Origin of the sequence: Rhizobium sp. GR12, assembly GCF_036596185.1 — a bacterium.
Classification (GTDB): domain Bacteria; phylum Pseudomonadota; class Alphaproteobacteria; order Rhizobiales; family Rhizobiaceae; genus Agrobacterium; species Agrobacterium nepotum.
Genome location: NZ_JASXTH010000004.1, coordinates 142,662 through 166,797 on the forward strand (window position 1 = coordinate 142,662; position 24,136 = coordinate 166,797).

General features: G+C 58.7%; 17 protein-coding genes and 1 pseudogene. 10 read left to right on the top strand and 8 right to left on the bottom strand.

Annotated features, from left to right (window positions below):
• Positions 1–40: 40 nt before the first annotated feature.
• The 5 genes from QSK43_RS08505 to QSK43_RS08525 all read left to right on the top strand — a co-directional run bounded on the left by QSK43_RS08505 (position 41) and on the right by QSK43_RS08525 (position 9,419).
• Complete coding sequence (locus QSK43_RS08505) at positions 41–1,693, top strand: OFA family MFS transporter (protein ID WP_332303086.1); 1,653 nt, start codon at positions 41–43, stop codon at positions 1,691–1,693.
• 165 nt (positions 1,694–1,858) lie between these two features.
• The gene (locus tag QSK43_RS08510; protein ID WP_332303087.1) at positions 1,859–2,848 is read left to right on the top strand and encodes a Bug family tripartite tricarboxylate transporter substrate binding protein; all 990 of its coding nucleotides are present in this window, start codon (positions 1,859–1,861) and stop codon (positions 2,846–2,848) included.
• A 577-nt stretch (positions 2,849–3,425) separates the two neighbouring features.
• Positions 3,426–5,216, top strand: coding sequence for an ABC transporter ATP-binding protein (locus tag QSK43_RS08515; RefSeq protein WP_332303088.1), 1,791 nt, complete (start codon positions 3,426–3,428; stop codon positions 5,214–5,216).
• Positions 5,217–5,639: 423 nt separating this feature from the next.
• Positions 5,640–8,405: an autotransporter family protein gene (locus tag QSK43_RS08520; RefSeq protein WP_332303089.1), complete on the top strand. Its 2,766-nt coding sequence runs from the start codon at positions 5,640–5,642 to the stop codon at positions 8,403–8,405.
• Positions 8,406–8,495: 90 nt separating this feature from the next.
• Positions 8,496–9,419: a DUF2865 domain-containing protein gene (locus tag QSK43_RS08525; RefSeq protein WP_332303090.1), complete on the top strand. Its 924-nt coding sequence runs from the start codon at positions 8,496–8,498 to the stop codon at positions 9,417–9,419.
• 52 nt (positions 9,420–9,471) lie between these two features.
• Here QSK43_RS08525 and QSK43_RS08530 read toward each other — a convergent pair whose 3' ends face one another.
• The gene (locus QSK43_RS08530) at positions 9,472–11,067 is read right to left on the bottom strand and encodes an EAL domain-containing protein (protein ID WP_332303091.1); all 1,596 of its coding nucleotides are present in this window, start codon (positions 11,065–11,067) and stop codon (positions 9,472–9,474) included.
• A 290-nt stretch (positions 11,068–11,357) separates the two neighbouring features.
• Positions 11,358–11,747 (bottom strand): SH3 domain-containing protein, encoded by a 390-nt coding sequence (locus QSK43_RS08535; protein WP_332303092.1) that lies wholly within the window; start codon positions 11,745–11,747, stop codon positions 11,358–11,360.
• Between the two features lie 442 nt (positions 11,748–12,189).
• Between QSK43_RS08535 and QSK43_RS08540 the strand changes: the two genes are divergently transcribed.
• On the top strand, positions 12,190–14,133 hold the full coding sequence (locus QSK43_RS08540) for a methyl-accepting chemotaxis protein (protein ID WP_332303093.1): 1,944 nt from the start codon (positions 12,190–12,192) through the stop codon (positions 14,131–14,133).
• 190 nt (positions 14,134–14,323) lie between these two features.
• Here QSK43_RS08540 and QSK43_RS08545 read toward each other — a convergent pair whose 3' ends face one another.
• Positions 14,324–16,339, bottom strand: coding sequence for a hypothetical protein (locus tag QSK43_RS08545; RefSeq protein ID WP_332303094.1), 2,016 nt, complete (start codon positions 16,337–16,339; stop codon positions 14,324–14,326).
• Between the two features lie 190 nt (positions 16,340–16,529).
• On the opposite strand from QSK43_RS08545, the gene QSK43_RS08550 reads away from it, so the two are divergent.
• On the top strand, positions 16,530–16,961 hold the full coding sequence (locus QSK43_RS08550; protein ID WP_332303095.1) for a GNAT family N-acetyltransferase: 432 nt from the start codon (positions 16,530–16,532) through the stop codon (positions 16,959–16,961).
• Between the two features lie 146 nt (positions 16,962–17,107).
• Here the strand turns inward: QSK43_RS08550 and QSK43_RS27150 are convergent, their stop codons facing one another.
• On the bottom strand, positions 17,108–17,446 hold the full coding sequence (locus QSK43_RS27150) for a hypothetical protein (protein ID WP_442967804.1): 339 nt from the start codon (positions 17,444–17,446) through the stop codon (positions 17,108–17,110).
• On the opposite strand from QSK43_RS27150, the gene QSK43_RS08560 reads away from it, so the two are divergent.
• Both QSK43_RS08560 and QSK43_RS08565 read left to right on the top strand, forming a co-directional pair.
• A complete protein-coding gene (locus tag QSK43_RS08560) occupies positions 17,445–18,446 on the top strand; it encodes an alpha/beta fold hydrolase (protein WP_332303096.1) in 1,002 nt (333 codons plus the stop codon). The genes QSK43_RS27150 and QSK43_RS08560 overlap by 2 nt on opposite strands.
• Positions 18,443–18,711, top strand: a pseudogene (locus QSK43_RS08565) (aspartate-semialdehyde dehydrogenase). The gene QSK43_RS08560 and the pseudogene QSK43_RS08565 overlap by 4 nt, the downstream one beginning before the upstream one ends.
• 169 nt (positions 18,712–18,880) lie before the next feature.
• Here QSK43_RS08565 and QSK43_RS08570 read toward each other — a convergent pair.
• On the bottom strand, positions 18,881–20,038 hold the full coding sequence (locus QSK43_RS08570) for an esterase (protein WP_332303097.1): 1,158 nt from the start codon (positions 20,036–20,038) through the stop codon (positions 18,881–18,883).
• Between the two features lie 258 nt (positions 20,039–20,296).
• On the opposite strand from QSK43_RS08570, the gene QSK43_RS08575 reads away from it, so the two are divergent.
• Entirely contained in the window at positions 20,297–20,419 is a 123-nt protein-coding gene (locus QSK43_RS08575) for a hypothetical protein (RefSeq protein ID WP_332303098.1), read from the top strand.
• Positions 20,420–20,611: 192 nt separating this feature from the next.
• On the opposite strand, the gene QSK43_RS08580 is transcribed toward QSK43_RS08575, so the two are convergent.
• The 3 genes from QSK43_RS08580 to QSK43_RS08590 all read right to left on the bottom strand — a co-directional run bounded on the left by QSK43_RS08580 (position 20,612) and on the right by QSK43_RS08590 (position 24,099).
• Positions 20,612–22,153, bottom strand: coding sequence for an aldehyde dehydrogenase family protein (locus QSK43_RS08580; protein ID WP_332303099.1), 1,542 nt, complete (start codon positions 22,151–22,153; stop codon positions 20,612–20,614).
• 11 nt (positions 22,154–22,164) lie between these two features.
• Positions 22,165–23,052 (bottom strand): NAD(P)-dependent oxidoreductase, encoded by an 888-nt coding sequence (locus tag QSK43_RS08585; protein WP_332303100.1) that lies wholly within the window; start codon positions 23,050–23,052, stop codon positions 22,165–22,167.
• Positions 23,053–23,187: 135 nt separating this feature from the next.
• Positions 23,188–24,099, bottom strand: a complete 912-nt coding sequence (locus tag QSK43_RS08590; protein ID WP_332303101.1) for a LysR family transcriptional regulator — start codon at positions 24,097–24,099, stop codon at positions 23,188–23,190.
• Positions 24,100–24,136: the final 37 nt, after the last annotated feature.

The following is a 24,136-nucleotide window of genomic DNA, read 5'->3' on the forward strand; positions in this document are numbered from 1 at the left end:
CAGCATGGTAGTCCAGATATTCACGAGGGAGGTAATATCGATGGCAGTTGCAGACATATCTGCGGGAAGGACGGCGCAAGCCGGCTTTCTGGACCGCGAACGGATTATAGCAAAACCGGGCTTCAACCGCTGGCTGGTGCCGCCGGCGGCATTGGCCATTCACCTGTGCATCGGCATGGCCTATGGCTTCAGCGTCTTCTGGCTGCCGCTGTCTAAGGCGCTGCCGGCGACGGACCCCAGTTGCGCCAGCCTTACCCTTGTCGGCGCGCTGTTCACTACCGAGTGCAACTGGCGCGTGGCAGATCTGGGCTGGATCTATACGCTGTTCTTCGTATTGCTCGGATGCTCGGCGGCGATCTGGGGCGGATGGCTGGAAAGAGTGGGGCCGCGCAAGGCAGGCTTCGTTTCCGCCTGCTGCTGGTGCGGCGGTATTCTGGTCGCAGCGCTTGGTGTGATGACGCACCAACTCTGGCTGATGTGGGTCGGGGCAGGTGTCATCGGCGGCGTCGGTCTTGGTCTCGGTTACATCTCGCCGGTATCGACATTGATCAAATGGTTTCCCGACCGCCGCGGAATGGCGACCGGCATGGCCATCATGGGTTTTGGCGGCGGCGCGATGATCGGCGCACCGCTTGCCAATCTCCTGATGAATACCTTCAAGACGGACACAACAGTCGGCGTCTGGCAGACCTTCGTCGTCATGGCGCTGATCTATTTCGCCTTCATGATGGCGGGGGCCTTCGGTTATCGCATCCCGCCGGCGGGCTGGCGTCCGGAAGGCTGGACGGCCCCGGCAGCCAAAAGCGCGATGATCACCAACCGCCACGTTCATCTGCGCGATGCGCACAAGACGAAGCAATTCTGGCTCATCTGGGCGGTCCTGTGCCTCAACGTGTCAGCGGGTATCGGCGTGATCGGCATGGCATCGCCAATGCTGCAGGAAATTTTCGCCGGTTCGCTGATCGGGCTGCCCGGTGTGGGCTTTGCCGAGCTGGATGCCGGCCAGAAAGGCCAGATCGCCGCCATTGCAGCGGGTTTTACCGGCCTGCTTTCGCTGTTCAACATCGGCGGCCGCTTCTTCTGGGCGTCGATGTCCGACAAGATCGGCCGCAAGAATACCTATTTCTGCTTCTTCGTTCTCGGCATCATTCTGTATGCGCTGGCGCCGACGCTGGCGACGATGGGTTCCAAGGCGTTCTTCGTTCTGGCGCTGGGTATCATCCTGTCTATGTATGGCGGTGGCTTCGCAACTATTCCCGCCTATCTCGCCGATATCTTCGGCACGCAGTTCGTCGGCGCGATCCATGGCCGCCTGCTGACGGCCTGGGCAACGGCGGGCATTGCCGGGCCGGTGGTCGTCAATTACATCCGCGAAGCACAGATCGCGGCCGGTGTCGCGCCGGGGCCGGCGCTCTATACCAGCACCATGTATATATTGGCGGGCATGCTGGCGATTGGCCTTATCGCCAACGCGCTGGTGCGGCCGCTGCCTGAGAAATGGTTCATGCCGGATGCGGAAGTGGCCGCACTGCAGGCCAAGACCGCCGCCGCCAATGCCGGGCCGACCGGTTCCTTCGGCATCGGCAGGGGCGGTCTCGATGCCAAGGCCGCGCTCGCCTGGGCCGCCGTCGGCATACCGCTCCTCTGGGGTGTGTGGGTCACCGTCAGAAGCAGCCTCGCGCTGTTCGGCTGACTTGCCGCAACCGTTGACAACACCGGGCGGCCGCAGGGCTGCCCGGATTTTTGTTCAGTCGCTAGGCTCCGTCTCGTTTTCCGGCCGCAATGTCAATTGCTTGCTCTCAAGGCCATTTGAGCTACTATGCGCCGATGGCGGGGAGGCCATTCCACAGGAGGGTTCATGAATTACCGGTCTTTGAGACGGCGCATGTTGTTGAAACTTGGCGCCACGGCAGTTTCTTTTTGCATGTTGGGAATGACGGCAAGCGCGCAGGGCTTTCCTGATCGAACGATTACGCTGGTCGTACCCTTCGCTGCGGGCGGCTCCACCGATGTGGTTGCCCGGGTTATCGCACAGAAGATGGGCGATGAGCTTGGTCACCAGATCGTGGTTGAAAATATTGCCGGAGCCGGTGGCAATCTCGGCGCCGACCGTGTCGCACGGGCCGAACCCGACGGTTACACGATCCTGATGGGTACCGTTGCCACCCACGCGCTCAATCCGCTTATTCTCAAGACAAAGCCCTATGACCCGGAAAAGGATTTCGCCCCGGTCTCGCTTCTGGTGGTGGTTCCGAATGTGCTGGTCGTCAATCCGAAGCTGAACGTCAACAGCGTCGCGGAACTGATCGCGCTCTTAAAAGCCGAACCGGATAAATATGCCTATGCGTCTTCCGGCAACGGCACGCCGCTGCATCTTTCAGGTGAACTGTTCAAGAGCATGACGGGCGTGAGTATGCAGCACGTTCCCTATAAGGGCGCAGGTCCGGCGCTCAACGATCTTCTCGGCAACCAGATCTCGATCATGTTCGACAATCTGCCTTCGTCGTCCGGCCACATCAAATCCGGCACCTTACGGGCGCTTGGCGTAACGACCGCTGAACGCGCCTCGTCGTTCCCGGATCTGCCGACCATTGCCGAAACCGTGCCGGGCTATGAAACCTACACCTGGAATGCGCTGTTTGCGCCTGCCGGCACGCCGGCCGAGGTGGTGGATACGCTAAATGCCGCTGCCAAGAAAGCGCTTGCCGATCCGGCCGTTGCTGCACGCATGGCGGAGTTCAGCGCCAGGATCGTCGCCTCTTCGCCCGATGAGCTGAAAAGCCACGTTGCGGCGGAAATCGCAAAGTGGGAGCCCGTCGTCAAGAACGCAAACGTGCAGATGGACTGATCGAGCACTGCATGCCAGAGCATTTCCGGTAAAAGCCCATAGCGGATTCATGTCTGGAAAATGGGCGAAAACAAAGAGATAGCTCGTGTCGAGCGATTCCGTTTAAACGGGACGTTCTCTAAGTCTCTGAACTGCTGCGCACCTTTGCTTCGGGTGCGCAGCGCAAAGCGGCGGCTGCGGGAAACCCATGTCCGCGCCCGCGGCATCGACAGGTTCCGGCATTCCGCCCCTAAACCTGACAGCCCATAAATTGTGCTTTTTTTGCATCACGTTTCGTAAGGTTGCAAAAACCCGGTTGGCAATGGCGTGCCGGTCGGGTACAAATTACTCATCGCGTCAAATCGAACCCAAGGGAGGCGTTGCATGACACCAACATTCATCGAAGTCCTCCCGCGTGGAATGAACCGACACTAGGTCATTTCCATTCGTGCCCCGCCCTGAGCGCGCACGACATGCGGTTTTTTCCTTCATAGCCCGATTGATCTGACGGGATCATTTCGTCTTCTGGCCGGGCTGTGCCATCCAACTCTCTATTCTGAGGACCGGTTGCCGAACGCATGGCGCCGGGCTGGTTAAAATGTCTCGCAAGAAGCTCGATTTCCGCGCCGATGCCTATCGCCATGTGCTCGGCTTTGTTTTCCACCACTGGAGCCACCGGCCGCTTCTGGTTGGAACTCTTATTGTACTGGTCATTGCCAGCACATTGGCCGAAGTCATGGTACCGGTTTTTTCCGGCCAGATCGTCGATGCCATTGCTGGCGGCAGCGGGGACGATCGGGCACTGCGCGCCTTCGTCATCGTGGTGACGCTGGGGCTGACCAGTGTGGTGCTGCGCTGGTTCATCTTTACCGGCATTATCCGGCTGACGCTGCGGACCATGGCGGATGTCACGAATAACGGTTTCCACCGGGTACAGCGGTTCTCGACCGACTGGCATGCCAACAGCTTTGCCGGCTCGACGGTTCGCAAGATCACGCGTGGCATGTGGGCGCTTGATTCACTCAACGACCTGCTGCTCATTGCGCTCCTGCCGTCCATCGTGATGCTTGTGGGCGCCACCATCGTGCTTGGCAGCTACTGGCCGGTCATGGGCCTGATCGTCGGTGCTGGATCGCTGATCTATATCGGCGTCACCGTGGCGCTCTCCATGGGTTTCGTGTCGCCGGCGGCAAGACTTGCCAACGCCTGGGACACCAAGCTCGGCGGCGCGCTGGCGGATGCTATCAGCTGCAATTCGGTCGTCAAAGCCTTCGGCGCCGAAAATCGCGAAGAATCCCGGCTGGGCCACGTGCTGGCCAAGTGGGATAAGCGCACGCGCAGGACATGGAAACGCGGCACGCTGAGTGGCACGATCCAGGGCTTCATGATGGTCTCCATGCAGGCCGGTATCCTTGGAACGGGCCTTCTCATGTGGCAAAAGGGGCTGGCGACGCCGGGCGACATCACCTTCGTGCTGGCGATGTTCTTCGTCTTGCAGGGCTATCTGCGCAATGTCGGCCAGGACATCCGCAACCTGCAACGTGCCGTCAACGACATGGAAGAACTTGTGCTGCTCGAGAAGATGCCTTTGGGTGTCGAAGACAGGCCGGATGCCACGCCGATCAGGATAGAGAAGGGCGAGATCGTCTTCGATCGTGTCACTTTTCAATATGGCGCGCATCCCAGCCCGCTTTATGACGACTTTTCGGTCACCATCAAACCGGGCGAGCGTGTGGGGCTGGTCGGGCATTCGGGTTCGGGCAAGACGACCTTCGTCAAGCTTATCCAGCGGCTTTACGATGTGAATTCGGGCTCGATTCGCATTGACGGGCAGAATATCGCCAAGGTCTGTCAGGCAAACCTGCGCAGCCAGATCGCCATCGTGCAGCAGGAGCCCATCCTGTTTCACCGCACGCTGGCGGAAAACATCGCCTATGGACGGCCGGACGCCTCGCGGTGGCAAATCGAGCAGGCGGCGAAACAGGCGAGCGCCCACGATTTCATCATGTCCCTTCCCAAGGGCTATGAGACCATGGTGGGGGAACGCGGTGTCAAGTTGTCGGGGGGAGAACGGCAGCGTGTCGCCATTGCCCGTGCTTTCCTCGCGGATGCGCCACTCCTGATCCTGGACGAGGCGACGTCGAGCCTCGACAGCGAGAGCGAAGTGCAGATCCAGCAGGCCATGGAACGCCTGATGGACGGCCGCACTACGCTGGTCATCGCACATCGGCTCTCCACGGTGCGGGCGCTGGACCGGCTGCTGGTGTTCGACAAAGGCAGGATTGTCGAAGAGGGCGACCACCAGGCGCTGATCCGGCTCAACGACGGCATCTATCGCCGGCTGTTCGAGCGGCAGGCGCTGGAGTTGACCAAGGGTCTGGTAGCTTGAGACGAAACGCCGGGGCGATGCTCCGGCGTTCTGCTTTTGCACGTTCGGGGAATGCGTTCGCCCCATGAGGTGGCTCTGCTTCGTGCCGCACGGCGTTATGCCATGGCCATGAGCCTCCTGAGTCGTGCACCAAAGAGATGGACCTTGTTATTCCGCGAGCCCTCGGTACGCAGACCGAGAGGATGGACGTTTTTGTCGTGGCTACTAATTTTCAACCATAAGAAGTAACTTCTTGTTTGCGAAGTCCGCGTCAATTTGTCGCATTCCTGCCACATCATCACAAAAAACGGCAGCACCTCGATCGATCCTTGGTTGTGCCGGTAAAAATTAGCAGTCTTTAATATTCACGGGAAGAAGCTCGGGGGAGTTGTACTTCGCCAGCGCGAAGGCTTGGTGGCTGCGGATACCGAAAGGCGGAGGACGATGCGTTACCGTATCATTATCAACCGGACCACGACACTTTTGTCCGGCACGACACTTATGACCGGATTGTTTTTCCTTTCCACCACTCCCGCGGGCGCGGCCTGCAGTTTTCTTCCAACTCCCGGAAATGACACCTATATCTGTGACAGCGGGACGTCCATCGGCGGTTTGAGCGATCTCAGCGGTGATAATACGCTGCTTCTTCCAGCCGCCGGCACGGGGACCATCGCGGGCAACGTCACATTTGGCGCCGGTGCAGACAGGATCGAAATTTATTCCGGCAGTATTAACGGCGCTGTCGTCCAGGGAGACGGCAACGACAGCGTTGTTATTTCCGGCGGGACCGTTACCGGCAATGTGCAGCAAGGCAGCGGCATAGACGATTTCCGGATGACGGGCGGCACCATCCAGTCGCTCAATCAGGGCGACAATCTCGACAATTTCTTCATGTCTGATGGACGTATCATCGATGCCTTTGACGATGGCGATATCGCTACCATGACGGGTGGCCGTATCGGCCGTGTCAACATGAAGCTCGACGATAACGTCTTCGACATGTCGGGCGGCATTATCGACAAAAACCTGGTGACGGGTTTTGGCAATGACACCATCATTCTCTCGGACGGAACGATCGGCGGCAACATCAGCGTCAGCGGCGGAACCGACAGCGTAACCGTTACCGGTGGCGTGATTGGCGGCAACGTGCTGATGAGCTTCGGCAACGACAGGTTCGACTGGAATGGCGGCGGCATCATCTATGGTGCGATCGACCTTGGCGGGGATAACGACACCGCCACGCTCACCAATCTGGCCAATGCCCACATAGGCGCGACCACACAGATAAGCGGTGGTCTGGGAACCGACAGCCTGACGATGAACAACGTCAAGACACAAGGCGTCGCCCGCTTCGACAGCTGGGAAACGATAAACCTCACCAATGACAGCGAGCTTGTTTTCGGCGGAACGCTGACGCTTGGTGACAGCGGTACCGGCGCGGGCACGTTGACGGTGGATTCCGCCAGCACGATCTATGGCGGCGGGCAGAACGGAAGAGTTTCCGCCTTCACGGCCGGTGCTTTCGCCAATCTGGTAAATTCAGGTCGCATCGATCTCACCAATGGCGGCGCCAGTGCCTCGGATACGTTCACGATCTCCGGCAATTACCTGGGCAATGGCGGCCAGATCTTTCTCGACACAGTTCTAGGCAGCGACGGCTCCGCTTCCGACAGACTGGTCATCGACGGAGGCACTGCATCCGGCAGCACGGGGATGAACGTGGTCAATGCCGGAGGTTCCGGTGCGATGACAACCGCAAGCGGGATCATGGTTGTCGAGGCCGTGAACGGTGCGGCCACCACCGGCGGCGCATTTGCGCTCAACAGCCGCGTTGCCGCCGGTGCCTACGAATATTATCTGTTCAAAGGTGGCGTTTCGGCCGGCACTCAGGACAATTGGTATCTCCGCTCGACGATCGTGTCAGGCGGCGGGGCGATTGCAGGCGCCCCGGACCCGCTTCAGCCGATCGTTGTACCGGAGGCCGAGGCGCCTGATATCACCGGAGCGCCGCCGCCTTCGCAACTGCCGCCGACGCCCATTCCGACCGAGGGAGATCCGACGACGGATCCGACGGACCCGACGCCTCCCATCAATGCGGGCGATCCGCAGCCGGAAGCTCCACCCACGCCACAGGCGGCAGAGGCTGCAGATCCTCCTCCTGCGCCACCCGTGCCGCCGACCACGCTCGCACTGATCCCCTCCGCCACCGCCACGCCGCCAACACCGGGCGCCACGCCGGTGATTGCCGATATCGTGCCGCTCTATCGCGTCGAGGTTCCGACCTATTCGGCTGCGCAGCCCCTGGCGCAATATCTGGCTCTGTCGACACTCGGCACATTCCATGAGCGGCGCGGCGAACAGGCGCTGCTTCAGGATGACGGATGGATGCCCAATACATGGGGCAGAACCTTTGGGCAGAACACCGAGGTGAAGTGGGACGGTACGGTTTCGCCGAGCTTTGATGGCAATCTCTACGGCCTTCAGGCCGGACAGGATCTGCTCGGCCGTGAAACCGGCGACGGGCATTTCGACCGGTTCGGTCTTTTCGTCGCCTATGCGAAAATGGATGGCGATGTGAAGGGGCAGGCGCTTGGCTGGAACGACCTTTCCGTGGGTAACGTCAAAATCAGCGGTACAAGCGTTGGCGGGTACTGGAGCCACATCGCGCCGCAGGGCTGGTACGTGGATGCCGTCTTCATGGGAACCTGGTTCGACGGCCACGCCTCCTCAAATGCCGGCCAGTCGATCGACATCGACGGTTCCGGCGTGACCGCCTCGCTGGAAGGCGGCTATCCGATCGCTCTCAACGACCGCTGGAACCTCGAACCCCAAGCCCAGATCGTCTGGCACCATCTCTCGCTGGATGATACCTCCGATCGTTTTTCCTCGGTCTCCTTCGACAGCGATGACACCATCACCGGCCGGCTGGGCTTGAGGCTGCAAGGCAAATACGAGACGGGCGCCGGGCTCATCCAGCCCTATCTCAAGGCAAATCTCTGGCACAGCTTTTCATCCGACCAGACGGTGCGTTTTGCGGGCGATCCGATCGTTACCGAGATCGGCGGAACCTCGCTCGAGCTTGGCGGTGGCGTCACCGCCTCTCTGACGGAGACGGTCAGCCTGTTTGCGACGGTGGACTATACGACCAATCTCGGAGGCGAGAAAACGCGCAGCTGGGAGGGCAATATCGGCCTTAGCGTCAAATGGTGATCGGCAGGCGGTCGGCACACCAGGAGAGTTGGCCGCTCGCCGGAAATCAGACCCGTAATGCCACTCTCTAACGTAAGGTGAGCTTGTCTCATGTTGCTCCGTTGGTTTTTGCTCTCGACATGCGGCCTGATCCTTCTTGCAGGCTCCGACCCGGCTTCGGCCCAAAGCTGCTCGACGATAAGAAGCCAGATTGGGGCGAGCGCCAGCGCATCCGGCGCGGAAACAGCGCAGAAGCAGCGCCAGATAGCCGCCATCCGGGTGCTCGAAAGACAACGGTCCTGCACGCCTGAGAAGGCCGCATCTGGCGGGTTGTTCAATGCCTGCCGGGGGCTTGCCCGCCAGCGGGCCGATGCCGAGAATGAGCTTGCGGCGGCCCGCCGGAGCGAGCGTTCCGTCTCGTTGCAGGCACGCTACCAGGCGCTTGGATGCGAGAGCGCCAAACAGCAGCGCACGACCGCGCCGGAGCGACGTGCGGGGGGATCCGACGGTTTCGGCAGCTATGCCCGCAACGCCCTGTATTATTGCGTTCGTCCCTCGGACGGGTATCACTTTCCTGCGCCGAACTCACAGTTTGGCGGATCGGATTATGCCAAATTCGCGATCGACCAATGCCGCTTCATTTGCGAAAATCCGGCTATGACTGTCTATGTTCTTGAAGATCCGCAGCTGGAAACATCTGAGATGCTGTCGGTTGAGACGAGAACACCATATAAAAGCCTTGCGACCGCATTTCGATACCAGACCGATCCGGGCGCGAGTTCATGCAACTGGCCCCGCTATTTCGCGCGGATCAACGAACTCAGCGCCCGCACCGTTTCGACCACCGATCTCACCGGTTCCATAATTCCTGTTCCGTCTCTGAGGCCGCAAAACGTCACATCCCCTGTGGCGGCTTTCGCGAAACCCGTTTCGCCGCAGAGTGGCGATCGGACAGTCCGGATCGTGGGGCCGGTCTTCCTTCAGGATAGCGAAGGCGAGTTCAGAGCCAAGGTTCAGTTGGACAAGGAGCGGTAGGTCCAATGGATAGTCAGCGATAGCCGGTTGCCCGCATACCGGCGTTGCCGTTCTATTTGGCCGCCGCCTGAATGATTTCAGGGGACGCCCCGTATTTCTGTTTCGTGAGGCGATGGTAGGCAACGAATTCGCTGACGGGCAGCGCTTTGGAAAACAGCCAGCCTTGCCCAAAGTCGACGCCCTGCGCCTTGAGATATTCCGCCTGATCCTCGGTCTCGATACCCTCCGCCACGGTAAACAGACCGAGCGCTTTGGCCATGCCTATTATGTGCGATGTAACCGAGCTTGTCGCAGTATCCTTACCCACCGTGTCGACAAAGGATTTATCGATCTTCAACGCATCCATCGGAAGACCCTGCAGATATTGCAGGCTTGAATAACCGGTGCCGAAATCATCGATCGCTACCGAGTGGCCGCGCCGCCGCGCCTCGGCAAGCGTGATCTTTGCCGCTTCGATATCGATGAAGCCGCGCTCCGTCGCTTCCAGCCAGACTTGCTCGGGCCTGATGCCCGTATGCTTCAGCTTCTCCGCGATGACGGTGAGGATGCGACCGGATGCGACATCCGCCGCGCATAGGTTGACGGCGATATGCAATGTTCGGTCCTCGACGAGCACCTTCCGCAGATCGGTGACGATGGCATCGACGACCTGATCGGTAATCGCCAGGATCAGCCCGCTTTCTTCCGCCAGTGGAATGAAGAGATCAGGCCGCACCAAAAGACCGTCCGGCCGTCGCCATCGGACAAGCGCCTCCGCTCCGATGCAGATACCCGTCTTCAGTTCCACGATCGGCTGGTAGTGAACGATGAATTCGTGCTTCCGGACGGCAATGCCGAGTTCGGCAAGGGGCGACAGACGGTTCCTCGATAACCAGATCACCGTCCCGACAAGGAATGCCGCGATGATCGCACCGGCGGGCAGGTAAAATACCTGCTCGCCCCGAACCTTCGCGGTAATGTTTGCACGCGGTTCCATTGCAATGGCAACCAGCCCGTCACCGCGGCTGACGGCGTAGATCACCTCGTCCGTCATGCCTCTTTTGGATTCGTCCGCCAGTGCTTTCACAAGCTGCGGGTCGGGCGCGTTCAGCTGGTTTATCAGAACGCCTTGTTCGTTTGTAAGGGCAAGGGACATGCTGTCATCGATAAGAATATCGACAAAACGCGAGGGGGCGACGAGAACATTGTGAGCGCCGAAGTGAAGCGCCGTCATTCGCGTGCCCTGGCTGACAGTCGGCTCAATCCGGACGGCGACTTCCATTCCGTCGGGTGTCGTATATTCGGTGCGGGATTTAGGAAAGGACCCGTCGGTAACGCCCCAGGACGTGCATTTCAGGTGGCCGTCCTCGAAGTACCCGACCTCCTCCACCGTCGGTGCACTCATCGTCAGCTTGCGCATCAATTCGATGTGTTCGGCGGAGCACGGCGGCAGATGGGCGGCCTCGACAGTGCCCAGAACATTCTTGGCGGCCTTGAACGTATCGGATGCACGTTGAACTGCCTGGCTCGCAAGGCCTTTCAGGGTGTCCTGATCCTTCCTGACGGCAATCACCCACGATGTATAGGCCATTGTCGCAATAGGGATGACGGCGCCGAGGACTCCCAGAAGAACGCCAAGTGCGATGATGCGGGAACGTCTTGCTTCCATCTAACGGTACTCTCGCGGACGCAATTGCGCGTTACTATCCATGCGCCTGTCAGATATTTTTTCCAATATCATTCCGATCGTTCGACCGGCAAACGGCCCCAGCCCGCTTGAATTTCAGATGAACTACCGTTCGAAGCCACAAATCAGACCAAGCCCGATAGCCCCTCCAAAATGGCGGCATCAGACTTGGCCAGAATTCAGTCCGGAGTAATGGCAGGCCGCTCCGCAAAACTCAAAGACTGGTCCGTAAAGGTCACAACCAGGAAGCCGTTTGGGAAGCGCCCATTTTTTCACCGGGGGCAGGGATAACCCGGAGCGATCCTGCATGTAGGACGGCCGGGCCTGTTCCAGTGCGGAGGTCTCGGCCGGTGCGGCGGACGAACGATGATCGTCGGCGCAATCACGACGGGTCTTTGCCACCCCGCGTGACGCACATAATTGGCTGAAACCCAACCCGAAACACCAAACGCCCGCACGCTGCACCAGTTGGAGACACAGCGACCGACGTTCACCCGCGCACCCGCAGGCAGCGTAGCGATCTTTTGATAGCCCGCTCCAGGGCCGCTGCGCATGTTGACATTCGCAGTCGTGTGTCCTGGCGCCGCTGCCGCTATCGCCTGCATGAATAAAAGGCAGAAACCGCCAAATATCACCGTTTTGAACCCGTTTTGAAACATCATCGTCCTCCCGGCTGCTTCAGAGTTAGTTCAACTCCGGCGGGAATAATGTCGCACTGCCCTCGCGAACACAACGTGATGTGCCAAATATAGTAAATTGTCCGAGCGCCTGGCCTGTTGTTTGGGTTGCCGGTTTGACGGCGCAATATCGCTCTGCTCAAAATCCATGCCCGCGCAATCTGGCGCCGCCGCAAAATGTCATCATTTGCATGGCTGAGGTAACACTTCATTCAGTGGTTTCGTGAAATCTAAAATAAGCAGGTTCCAATGTTTCATCGTCGGAGCCGGTAGAACAAGTGGCTCACTCGGTCTGCCTCGTGGCGGTTCGAACGACGATATCCCCTTGTCGCCCCATGAGGGGCAACAGCTACCAGCGATGTTTCATCATATGGTTCCCTGACGTCCCGAGCGGGCGGCTGGCGGAGCGCTTGCCTTGAGGCCATTCATGTCTTTCCTGAAGAACACCAAGATAAAAACGAAGGTCGTTTTTGTCATCTCGCTGATGAGTTTGATGTCGCTTTCCGGTATAAGCTACGTCAGCCTGCAATACAAAAATACCGATAACGTCTATAGCGATTTCATCGCCAATGAGGCCCTTGCTGCGGTGCTGAATGCCAGAACCAGCGGGAACCTCAATGCGCTCGGCATGCAGATGCTTCGCGCCAGCCTTAATGACCCGACCAGCAGTGATTTCGAAGCCGCCGTTAAAACCTTCAGAGCTGACCGCAAGCAACTCGAAGAACGGCAGAACAAGATCATGGAACTTGTGCCGGCTCGCACGGATGCCGCCCGTGACATCCTTAAGGGTGTTGTCGAAGTTGAGGACATCGGCAATCAGGTCATTGCCCTGACGCAGGCAGGACAGCGTGCCGAGGCACAGCAGATGGCGCTCAACGTCCTGCGGAAGATAACCGAGGTCTCGCCGAAAATCAGTGCGGGTAACGAGCAGCTTATCCAGGTCATGAACGAGGGGAGAGCGGGTCTCACAGCCAGCACCGACACGACGATCTGGACAAGTCTGCTCGCTATTGCACTTGTTTCATTGGCGCTGATTGCACTTGGCCTGTTTGTTTCCTCCCGTGGCATCACCACCCCGATCGCACGGCTTCGGGCACGGATGGGATCGCTGGCAGCCGGGGATACGGCGAGCGAAATTGACGGAATGGATCGCAGGGATGAAGTCGGGCAGATGGCCGCTGCGGTTCAGGCGTTTCGCGAGAACGCAATTGAGCGTGTCCGGCTTGAGAACGAGACTGAAGCCAACCGGTCAACCTCGGAGAAGGATCGGATCGAGCGCGAAAAACAGAAGGCGAAAGAATCCGCCGACGTGCAATTTGCCGTCGACAACCTTGCTACGGCGCTTTCGAAGATTTCTCAGGGCGATGTGACTTACCGCATCGTTCAACCCTTCGTGCCCAGCCTGGATGGCATTCGCGGCGACTTCAACAAGGCCGCGGAGCAACTGCAATCGACCCTGAGCCAGGTGGCACAGAATGCGCGCGGCATTGACTCCGGCGCCAATGAGATCAGGGCTGCGGCAGACGATCTGGCGAGACGCACGGAGCAGCAGGCGGCAGCCGTTGAAGAAACTGCGGCTGCGCTGGAAGAGATCACCACAACGGTGAAGGACTCGACCAGACGTGCGCAGGAGGCGGGTCAACTCGTCGGTCGTGCAAAAATCGGCGCGGAAAAGTCCGGGGCAGTGGTTCAGAACGCCGTTGCTGCAATGGAGCAGATCGCCAAATCCGCCAACGAAATTTCCAACATTATCGGCGTGATCGACGAGATCGCCTTCCAGACGAACCTTCTGGCACTGAATGCGGGCGTGGAAGCAGCCCGCGCCGGTGACGCAGGCAAAGGGTTTGCCGTTGTCGCACAGGAGGTTCGCGAACTGGCGCAGCGTTCCGCCGGTGCCGCCAAAGAGATCAAGAATCTGATCACGACATCGAATAGTCAGGTTCAGCAAGGCGTGCAACTGGTTGGCGAAACCGGCAGGGCGTTGGAGTTGATCGTCACGGAAGTGCAGGAAATCAACCGGCACGTCCTAGCAATCGCGGAATCCGCGCATGAGCAATCTTCCGGTCTCCAGCAGATCAATACGGCTGTGAACCAGATGGATCAGGACACCCAGAAAAACGCCGCCATGGTGGAGGAAAGCACTGCCGCAAGCCACGGTCTCGCACGTGAGGCTTCCTCGCTCAACGGGTTGATTGCCCAGTTTAAATTGTCCGAACGCGGTTACGGCGAAGCCTCTGCACCGGTTCGCACTGCCTCTTCAGCGGACAGACCCACAGCTTCTCCCGCCCGCAATCTTGGTGGAAAAATCAGGGCCGCGTTCTCTGGCAACGCCGCGCTGAATACCTCTGCGGATAACTGGGAAGAGTTTTGACAGTCGCCGCGTTGTTTACGCCTGACGCCAAGTAAGGCACCGAAAGCATCGCCTTGAACGCTGGCACCGGAGATTGGAGATTCAGACTCTGGTCTCCGGTGTCCTGTTTTTGAGCGATAAAAACCTGCTCGCCCCCGGACTGACTCAACTCATAAAACTGGAAATTGAGCCGTTCGGGAGCGCGGAATGCTCACTCGGCCGTCGCCTGAATATCGACTTTGTCGAGAAGAAGCATCGGATTATCGGACGCCGCAACCAGATCAAAAAGTCCAAGGCCATTTGCACCTGTGGATTTGACCGTTACCGTCAGGGTGCCGGGAGTGCTGATAAAGCGAACCAGCGCTTCCACCGCGCTTTGCAGTTTCGGCTGTTCAGCCGCGACCTGCTGCAACATCACGCTGGCCACCAACGTCAGAGTGCCGCGCACCTGATCCTCGGTCATCTCGTTTTGTAGAGCATAAAGCTTGATAGCCTTGGCCATCATACCTTCGTCCCTGATCGTGAGCTTCACCTCGCGACCCGCGAGCCCGAAAAGGGCGGCCTGAGTGCGGTTGACGTCGAAGGAGAAAAACTCCTCTGTGAACCCGCTCACCAGACCGGAAAAATTGACACTGCCAATGTCCTTGCCGCTGATAGCGATATCCCGGATCACCAGATTCTTGTTCGGTTCGTCCCAGCCTGCGGCGAGGGCGTAAGAAAAGGCGAGGGTCTCGAGGCCAAGCTTGCGCGCTTCAACAAAGACTTCCTCCGATGAATCTACCGGGATGGGAAGAGCCAGGTCATCCTGCCTGATCTGGATATCGGTCGGGATGCCATTGAAGGGCTTTGTCAGCCCCATCTCGAAATTCCTGAGTGTGAACTTGATGCGTTCCGGCGTGCCCGCTGTCTCTTCCTCTTCCTTTTTCGGAGCGGCGACATCGAAGTTGATACCCCCGACGCGGACCGTTCCCAGTTCCGGTATCAGGTGATTGAACGGAAAAGTTTCAATCTGTGTCTCATCGAGCCCCACGATCTGGGAAAGACCGTCGATTGTGGAGCCCCAGTCAAAGCCCTTGATGCTGGCCTCGGCGACTTCGATCTTGTCCTCGCCACTTCCGACCGACATGCCATTCAGGCCGAAATCAAGCTTTCGGCTGTCCATCTGCATTTCGATACGGTCAATGGCGACGTTGACCCTTTTACCGGCCGACCCTTCGCTTTCGTCCGGTGCGTCGGCCTTAAACCCGAGCAACTGCATGTTGCTCTTGCCGATCATGTCGAGAATGGACAGACCCTTGGCGAAAAATGCCTGGCGTTCCTGCGGCGAAAGCTCCTCAGTCTTTGCGGCCGCGGTCAGTGCTTCCAGCGTTTCCACAAGCGGCTCGGCCGGCATGCGGGCGCTGAAGCCGTCGCTACGCACTTCGTCATAGCTGAAATGACTGTCCCCGTCAGAAAACGAAATCTTGCTAACGGACAGCGGGCCATAAAGAGGCCTTGCTTCCTTGTCTTCAGGGCCTGCTTTTTCCGTGTAGAGCCTTGCGAGGTAAGCGGTATCGAAGTCCTGACCAGCTGTGGCGCCGGTTGACACGACCAGATGCTTTTTCTGCACCACACCATTGCCGTCCGGCAGGCCCATCTGGATGTCGTAGCTGGCGTTGTCGGCTGAATACCTGACGATACGGCCGTTGGCGATGTCAGAAAAAGCAACGTTCTTGTAAACAGCCTTCTGCTCGGTGTCGGCCATGGACTGCGTGAACGTCACCTCAGGTGTGGAGATGCGCGTTGCGGCGAAGCGCTCTATACGTTTGGCGAGAGATTTGTCACTCCCATCGCCGGAGGCCTCTGCGGGGACAGATTTTTCGAAAGCGGCATTCTCAACGCGCGCATGCGCCATCGAGATCTTCCCGGTTGGCACATCAATATCGATGTCATTCATTTCCAGCGCGCCATCCAGGAAAGGAAGTTTGGGACGTCCATCGATAGCCGCAATTTGAATATTTTTGCCATCTGCAAGCGGCAAAGTCAGATCACGAACATGAATCTGTCCGAGAAAATCGACCTCTACGGAACGGGCGGTTGCGCCACTGCGAGCAACGAGTTCGCTGACCTTTGCTTCGTAGAAGGCTTTGCCCCCGATGACACCCGCCGCAGCCACAGCAATAATCGCAACCGTCGCCCATAGGGCTTTGCTCCGGCCCTTGCCGGTCTGGGTATTTACCTGATCCACGAAGTTGGTCCTCTGCGATGCGAATTGAGACTATGCGCCTTTTAAGCACGCAAAAGTTGCTCGGCAAGTAGCAGGCACCGGGACAGTTAGACATTATTTGTAACAGGATTTCCCAGTTGCGTGGTACAGAGCGGTACGGCGACACAGGCGGGTGACTGTTTGCAAAGACGTCACTGTTAGAAAGCATGTAATGGAGGGTATCATATTGACCCGGGATGGCTATCGCATCGAGTGTAGAATCCCGAACGTCGATGACTATCTGCGTCTGCGGCATCAGTCCGGTCTCAGTCCCTTTACGAGAGAGGCGGCCGAAAAAGGCTTGCCCAACTCTATCTTTGGCGTCAGCGTGATGAGCGGTGACGTGGTAGTCGGTATGGGTCGCATTATCGGCGACGGAGGCTGCTTCTTTCAGGTCACCGACATCGCGATAACACCCGAGCATCAGGGCAGGGGGCTTGGTAAGATGATCATGGCAGCACTGTCGGACCATATTGATAATCAGTTGCCGGAGAGCGCTTACGTCAGTCTGATCGCCGACGGCCAGGCAAACCGCCTCTACCGGCAGTTCGGTTTCACTGAAACCGCCCCGCGCTCGGTAGGGATGGCAAGGAAAGTTTGCTGACCAGCGGACATCCCCATCTTATGGCAGGTTATTGTTTCCAATGCAGACGCCGCTGCGAGCCGCCCGCAAACCATGCTTTCTGCTGCGCTGGCGTTTCCTTCGCGAATGCTTGAAACTGTTCAGTCATGTCTTCGCCTCCAGCGATGTCAACGGCGTTTGCCGCGCAGGGAGTTGTGCCAGATTAACGGCGCGTCGATTCGCCAGCTTGCTTCGCTGGTTTGGTAATGTGTTCGCTCGCTGAGCGATTCCCGACCGCGAGCAATTGGGCGTTCGCGAAACTGCGGCGGTGCCGGCGCGATCACGCGCGAGCCGATAGGCAGCGATGCCACAATTCGCAGGGTGCCCAACGGCTCCGTGCGTGCCGTTTTCTCCACCTGCCCGATGTTTCGGCATTGCGCAACACCACGTGTTTTCTCACGGAGCCGTAACATGGCATCGAAACTCGCTCGACCATTCCGCCGGCTCACGTTGATGGCCTCTTTCATGCGCTTTTCTCTCGGTCTGGTGGCGCTGTTGGTTCTGCTGGTTGCGGCTGGCAGTGCCTATGAGGCGCTGTCGCGGGATTGGGCTGAGGTGAAATTTCCGCCTGCAGGCAGGCTTGTGGATATTGGGGGACGCAAGATCCATCTCGACTGTCGCGGCCAGGGATCGCCGACAGTAATTTTCGAGGCAGGACTCGACAGTTACAGCGCGCTTTCGTGGGCAAAGGTGCATGACTCCGTGGCGGCTGTCACCCGCGCTTGTACCTATGATCGCGCGGGGATTATGTGGAGCGAGCCAAAGTCTACGCCACAGCACGCCGACGCGGTGGCGGACGATCTTCATGCGGTTCTGACAACGGCCGGAGAAAAAGGGCCCTTCGTTCTGGTTGCTCATTCACTCGGCGGGCCTTACAGTATGGCCTACACTCGAAAATTCGGCGATCAGGTCGTGGGGCTGGTGTTCGTTGATGCCTCGCATCCGGACCAGGTCGCTCGATTTGCCGAAGTGGCAGATGCGCCGTCCGATTCCACCAGCGAAGTCTTGAAGACCGCGTCGAGCCTCGCCTGGACCGGCATCATCCGCCTCATGGCGTCGACTGACGGAGTGTCCGGCGTTCCGACATATGTCACAGAACAGGTCAGGGCCTTTGTCAGTCCGTCACTGACGGCAGTGGTCTCTGAGAATACGAACATCGATCGGACACTGGCGGAGGCGGGTAACCTCCGCACGTTGGGTAATCGCCCTCTGGTCGTGCTCACGGCGATGGAGCCGCTCAGCGATGTTTCGTTAAAAGCGGAGTCCCGACGGGAGGAAACACGTCGTCGCGATGTCTGGAGAAAGCTGCAAGAGGACGAGGCCTCCTGGTCGACGCGTAGCCGGCACCAGCTTCTGCCGGATTCCGGACATTATATCCAGTTCACTCGGCCCGACGCGGTGATTGCAGCCATCCTTGAAGTCGTGAACAAACTGCGGCTGGAGAATATCGAGGTGGACACACTCTGACGGCGATTGCCCCGTCGCCAGTTCAGGGGCTAGGGTCTCTCACGAACACGCGCATCCTGTACCACGTCCCGGAATTCGAATCCGTTCTTCATACCCATGTCTGGCAGGACTATAATCTAGCCCCCGATCTTCCACAGATGCAGAATTCCTCGATTTTCGGCAGGCCAATCTCGACGGACCGCTGCACTCCGTCCGTTATATGCATCAACGTCTGATCGACCCGAATGAATGGCGGCGCGTTGATGGCGAATCCAGGTTGCAATGACTCTTCGACCTGGACTGCGCATCCTCCCGGCCGACGCTCCCTGATAGCTGAAGTCACCGCAGGCAGAACCGGCATCGACCTTGATGCATCTGCTTCAAGACACCATCGGCTCTGCGCAGCATTTTTGGTCTTGTCTAAGGTCCTCGCCGCCATCGACCTCGATTTGGCATTACTTCTTAAACACCCTTTCCAGGAACGCTGCGAGCGAAGGACGCCACACGTCCATTTCATGCGCGAGGTCTTTGTATTCTACGTAGTCATGAGCGATCTTTTTTTCGTCCAGTATGGCCTTGAGGCCGGCGATATCTTTGCCTGTTATCTCGTCCTTGGTGCCGACGGTGACGGTGAAGTTGCGTAGTGTGGCATTGATCTTTTCAGGATCGTTCAACGTCGCTTCTACAGCCTTGTTCGGGACGGTAGTGGTGGAAACACCGCTGAACGTGGCGACCCAGCCGAATGTGCCGAGGTGGGTCAGGCCGGAGACCAGCGCCTGATAGCCACCTTGCGAAAGGCCAACAACAGCGCGTCCTTCTGCGTCGTCACGCACGCGGTAGTTCTGCCTCATGTAGGGAACGAGGTCCTCCATTAATTCCTTGTCAACCGCGATAGCGTTCAGCGGATAAAAATTCTTGCGACGGTCGGCTCCGGGAAAGTTTTCCGGGATCGCTTCGGGGATATCGGCCTCAGTATCGGGAATGACGACAATCATCGGCTCGATTTTCTTTTCGGCCAGCAGGTTGTCGAGAATTTGTGGTGCACGGCCTTGGCTGACCCAAGAGGCGACCGTGTCCCCAAAGCCGTGATAGAGGTAAAGCACGGGCAACGGCTCGGAGGAATCGCTGTAGCCCGGCGGCGTGTAGATATAGGTCTGGCGTTGAGATTTCAGCGCCTTGGACGGGATCGTCACGAGGCGAAGTTCGCCATGGGGAACTTCGCGGATATCCAGAATGCTGCCGGGCACCAGAATGAGGCTCGTATTTACCTGACGCTGCGGTTTGGGTGAATTGGTGCCTGTATCAATGCTGCGGAAGCCGTCCACATTGAAGTAATATTCGTATAGATTAGGCTTCAGTATTTCGCTCCTTACGCTCCACAAGCCGTTCTCAGCCTTCTTCATTTCCAATGGGAGGCGTTGGCCGAGGACGATCGAAACGGCCTTCGCAGCGGGAGCAAAGAGACGGAAGCTGATCCTACCGTCCTTTTCGACGGAAGTGACGAATTCGTTCAGAGGGCGGTCGGCGGGCGGTACCGCGGGCAAATCCAAAGCCATGGCCGGTGAGCTCACAATGCAGCTGGCGATAATGATGCAAGGCAGTAACAAACGCATGAAAACCTCCTCCAGATCAAACGGTCCCGTGTCGAGACTGGCAGAGGTATCTGGCCTTATCGACCGCTTTACACTTTAACTCGCGAATGCGCTCGAAATCGAAAGCAAAGATACGCCACCCGCACGCAGCGCTCATCAATCATTTGATGTGGGACCGTCCACCGGCATTCCTGTGCTTCTGCCTCCAGTATGGGCGTCATTCCGTGAACTTTGCTGCCAGCCGGTTGTTAGAGCTATTCCAGCAAAAGGAGTTTAAGGATGAGACTGATCCTGGGCATTCTCATGGCTGCCGTCCTTATTGCAATGGTTACCTATATGGTATCAGGCGATCGTACTGTGGAGCAGCAACCATCACCCCACGCCATCGATCAGGGCGGTTAACGGGCGGCTGATTCAGCTAACGAGGGCGGAGTGGCCGCAAGGCACCGGATATGGCCGTGCTTTGGCGCGTTGAATAACAGGCAACGAAGATCGAAAGAAACAAAGGTGCCTCGCAGGATCGAAGTCACAGAGGCAACCGGTGGCGAGGCCTTCGGAAAGACAAGGACCGGGTCATGCCCGGTCCTGTCTCGATCAGCCCGAGAAATAACCGAAGGTAACGACCGGTTCGGCTGCGGTTTCGACCCAGATGCTTTTTGTCTGGGTGTAGGCGAGAAGCGCGTCCCTGCCGCTGGAGCGGCCGTAACCGCTTTTGCCAAATCCGCCGAAAGGCGACATCACGCTGATGGTCTTGTAGCCGTTGATCCAGAACGTTCCCGCCCGAACCTGCGAGGCGACCCGGTGTGCCCTTGCGACGTTCTGCGTCCAGACAGCCCCGGCAAGCCCGTAGGGATTGTCATTGGCGAGCGAGATTGCTTCCTCCTCGGTATCGAATGGCGTAACGCCGACGACCGGACCGAAAACCTCTTCTTTCGAGATCGTTGCATTCGGAGAGACGTTGTCGAGGATGGTGGGCGCGAAATAGAAGCCGCCTGTTTCCTCGAGGTGCTCCGGCCTGCGTCCACCGGCGGCCAGATGCGCGCCTTCGCTGATGCCTTGCTGAACCATCTCACTGATCTTGTTCCATTGGCGCAGATTGTTGATCGGGCCGACCTGGGTCGTGTCGAGATAGGGGTCGCCAACGGGAATCTTCGCCGTTGCCGTTGCATAGCGTTCAACGAATTGCTGGTGAACGGAACGGTGGACCAGCAGCCGCGAACCGGCAACGCAACTTTGTCCCGCACCGCCAAAAATCGCCGATTGGGCGCCGAGGATTGCCCGGTCGATATCGGCGTCGTCGAAGACGACGTTGGCCGATTTGCCGCCCAGTTCGAGAATGCAGGGAACCACGTTCCTGGCTGCCGCCGCGGCGATCAGAGATCCCGCTTGCGCCGATCCGACGAACACGACGAGACCCGTCTTGGCGTGGGCCACAGCTGCCTGTCCTGCGGTCACGCCCTGGCCTGCGATGACATTCACCAGGCCGCGGGGTGCTCCACCCTGCTCGCAGAGAAGACCCAGAATGATCGTGCTGAGCGGCGTCAGCTCGGAGGGCTTGATGACGACCGCGTTGCCAGCGCAGATGGCGGGAGCGATCTGCCATCCGCCGGTGTTCAGCGGCGCGTTCCATGGCGTGATCTGTACAACCACACCGATCGGTTCCTGGCGTGTGTAGTTGAGGTGGGAGGTGGGAACGGGAATGACGTCGCCATGCAGCTTGTCGCACCATCCGGCGTAATATTCGAACATCTCCGCGACCTTGACGACTTCGCCACGGATATCGCGGATCGGCCGGCCGGCTGAGCGGCTTTCGATTTCAGCGATGTCGGCCGAATGTTCGCGGATCTTGCGGGCGATCTCGTTCATGACCCGTCCGCGGCCGGAGGCGGTGAGCTGCATCCATGCGCGTTGCGCCTTCGCTGCGGCATCCATTGCGCTGTCGACCACCGATCTGTCGGCGTCTTTGTATGTCGCGAAGGGTTTGCCGCTGGAGGGATCGGTGAGGGCGAGTTCTTCGCCCGAACCGAAGACGATCTCACCATTGACGAAACTGCCGATCTCTTCGGTGCCGATGAAAGCCTTGAGGATTTCGCGGATGCGCGGACCCGGATCGCGGATGATATCTACGTTGCCCATAATGCTCGTCCTTAGTTTGAAGAGGGTTGGAAAGCGCCCATGCGGGTAAAGTCGTCGGTGTCTTTCAGGTCGCTCGAACCGGACCAGAGTTTTGCAACGACCTCAGCCATCGGCAGGTCTGCGCCGGTCCTTGCTGCAAGCTCATGCGCAAGCCGGACGTCCTTTCGCATCAGTCCCATCGAGAAACCGCTGTCGAACCTGTCCGACATGATCCACGTTGGGAAATGCACTTCGCTGATCATCGATCGCCCTGACGCCGCGTTGAGAACGCGGAGCGCCGCTTCGGGATCGATCCCTGCGGCCAGAGCAAGCTTCAGACCTTCGCTGGTCGTTACCATGTGTGCTGCGGCGAGAAGGTTGTTCACCAGCTTGGCGACATTGCCCGCACCGCTTGGCCCTACATGCAGGGCTTTGGCCGCCATGGCTTCGATGGCTGGTCGTGCAAGGGCGACGTCTTCGTCAGTGCCGCCAATCATCATCGTCAGCTTGCCAGAGGCAGCACCAGACGGTCCGCCGCTGACCGGCGCATCCAGAAAACCGTGACCAATCAAGGCAAGCTTTGCGGCAAGCTCGCGGCTGACATCCGGTTCCGACGTTGAGGTGTCGATGATGATTACCCGCTGATTGCTCCGGCTTTTCAGAACTTCGATCTGGTCGTTCACCACGCTGGCGACGTCCGTGGCCGTTGGCAGCGAGAATACCAGGAAGCTGCTCTCCTCAAAGGCGTCGGCGATGGTATCTACGGCAATGACACCCGATTGTTGCGCCAGTGCTCTCCTGTCGTCCGACAGATCGAAACCCAGCGTCCGGAAACCCCTGCCAGCCAGCGTTTGAGCCATACCAAGGCCCATGCTTCCAAGGCCAATTATTCCAACAGTTGTCTGCTTTTCATCCGACATTTGATCGAACTCCCTTTATCTGCCATGCCACGTGGTATCGGCTGACGATCATTCAGGCGGTGACGTTCTCATCAAACAGGGATGCTCGGTAGTGAGGTGTCCGGGTACAAAGCGTTGCGGGTTCAGCAACGCCGATCAGGCTTTGAACGCCGTCATTTCGGCAGCGAGATATCCCGCGAGACGGTCTACCGACGTAGGCAGTCGGCGCCGTGCTTTGACCATCAGGTGGGCGCTGGCCTCGGACAGAAGCGGATCGCTCAGTTCGACGACGCCTAAGGCCGACCTCAGGAGTTCGGTGGACACGGCGAATTTGGGGAGGAATGTCACACCAAGTCCGGCGACCACGAAGCGGCGCAGAGCGTCGATGGACGGTGTTTCGATCAACGGTGTGACCGCTGCACCGCAATTGGCCGCCACGCGGCTGACCAGCTGGGTGACGCCATGTCCTTTGCTGAGCAAAGCGTATTGAGCGCCGGCCAGACAGTTTTCGAGCGCCACCTGCGGGTTGCTCAGCAGCGGGTGGCCGAGGGGAGCGACAAGGCAAAGCGGTTGCCGCGAAATGGCGAGAGACCGGACACGCACATCGATGGCCGGATTGTAGGCAATGCCGATATCCGTATCACCGTTGGCGACACTGTCGAGAAGGCTTTCGGTGCTTCCCAGCCGGACGTCGTAACGGATCGCCGGATAGACAGTGACGAAGGGCTTCAGACCGTGTTCGATGAGGTCCCCGAGAAAACCTTCACCGCAACAAAGCCGGATGCGCCTCTGTTGCACACCTTTCAACTGGTCGAGTTGCTCCGACAGCAGGCCGTTGTCTTCGAGAATGCGTTTGCCATGTTCAAACACCAGTTCTCCGGCGTCGGTCAGTCCAACGCCCCGACTTGTCCTGTCGAACAACGGCAGGCCGATATTCTTCTCGGTATCGGCGATCTGGCGGCTGACGACGGAAGGGGCGACATTGAGATGTTCCGCCGCACTGCGGATCGAGCCGAAGCGAACGACGGCCATAAACATCCGCAATGCTTTGGCATCCATGGTCTCCATCAACGCCATCCTGTGCCGGAACGATTATCGGGTCAAT

Excerpts from the sequence above, each read along its gene's own strand:
- QSK43_RS08540 (WP_332303093.1), top strand. The coding sequence starts at position 12,190 with ATGTCTTTCCTGAAGAACACCAAGATAAAAACGAAGGTCGTTTTTGTC.
- QSK43_RS08515 (WP_332303088.1), top strand. The coding sequence starts at position 3,426 with ATGTCTCGCAAGAAGCTCGATTTCCGCGCCGATGCCTATCGCCATGTG.
- QSK43_RS08535 (WP_332303092.1), bottom strand. The coding sequence starts at position 11,747 with ATGATGTTTCAAAACGGGTTCAAAACGGTGATATTTGGCGGTTTCTGC.
- QSK43_RS08550 (WP_332303095.1), top strand. The coding sequence starts at position 16,530 with ATGGAGGGTATCATATTGACCCGGGATGGCTATCGCATCGAGTGTAGA.
- QSK43_RS08510 (WP_332303087.1), top strand. The coding sequence starts at position 1,859 with ATGAATTACCGGTCTTTGAGACGGCGCATGTTGTTGAAACTTGGCGCC.
- QSK43_RS08575 (WP_332303098.1), top strand. The coding sequence starts at position 20,297 with ATGAGACTGATCCTGGGCATTCTCATGGCTGCCGTCCTTATTGCAATG.
- QSK43_RS08525 (WP_332303090.1), top strand. The coding sequence starts at position 8,496 with ATGTTGCTCCGTTGGTTTTTGCTCTCGACATGCGGCCTGATCCTTCTT.
- QSK43_RS08560 (WP_332303096.1), top strand. The coding sequence starts at position 17,445 with ATGCGCTTTTCTCTCGGTCTGGTGGCGCTGTTGGTTCTGCTGGTTGCG.
- QSK43_RS08530 (WP_332303091.1), bottom strand. The coding sequence starts at position 11,067 with ATGGAAGCAAGACGTTCCCGCATCATCGCACTTGGCGTTCTTCTGGGA.
- QSK43_RS08590 (WP_332303101.1), bottom strand. The coding sequence starts at position 24,099 with ATGGAGACCATGGATGCCAAAGCATTGCGGATGTTTATGGCCGTCGTT.
- QSK43_RS08585 (WP_332303100.1), bottom strand. The coding sequence starts at position 23,052 with ATGTCGGATGAAAAGCAGACAACTGTTGGAATAATTGGCCTTGGAAGC.
- QSK43_RS27150 (WP_442967804.1), bottom strand. The coding sequence starts at position 17,446 with ATGAAAGAGGCCATCAACGTGAGCCGGCGGAATGGTCGAGCGAGTTTC.
- QSK43_RS08580 (WP_332303099.1), bottom strand. The coding sequence starts at position 22,153 with ATGGGCAACGTAGATATCATCCGCGATCCGGGTCCGCGCATCCGCGAA.
- QSK43_RS08520 (WP_332303089.1), top strand. The coding sequence starts at position 5,640 with ATGCGTTACCGTATCATTATCAACCGGACCACGACACTTTTGTCCGGC.
- QSK43_RS08505 (WP_332303086.1), top strand. The coding sequence starts at position 41 with ATGGCAGTTGCAGACATATCTGCGGGAAGGACGGCGCAAGCCGGCTTT.
- QSK43_RS08570 (WP_332303097.1), bottom strand. The coding sequence starts at position 20,038 with ATGCGTTTGTTACTGCCTTGCATCATTATCGCCAGCTGCATTGTGAGC.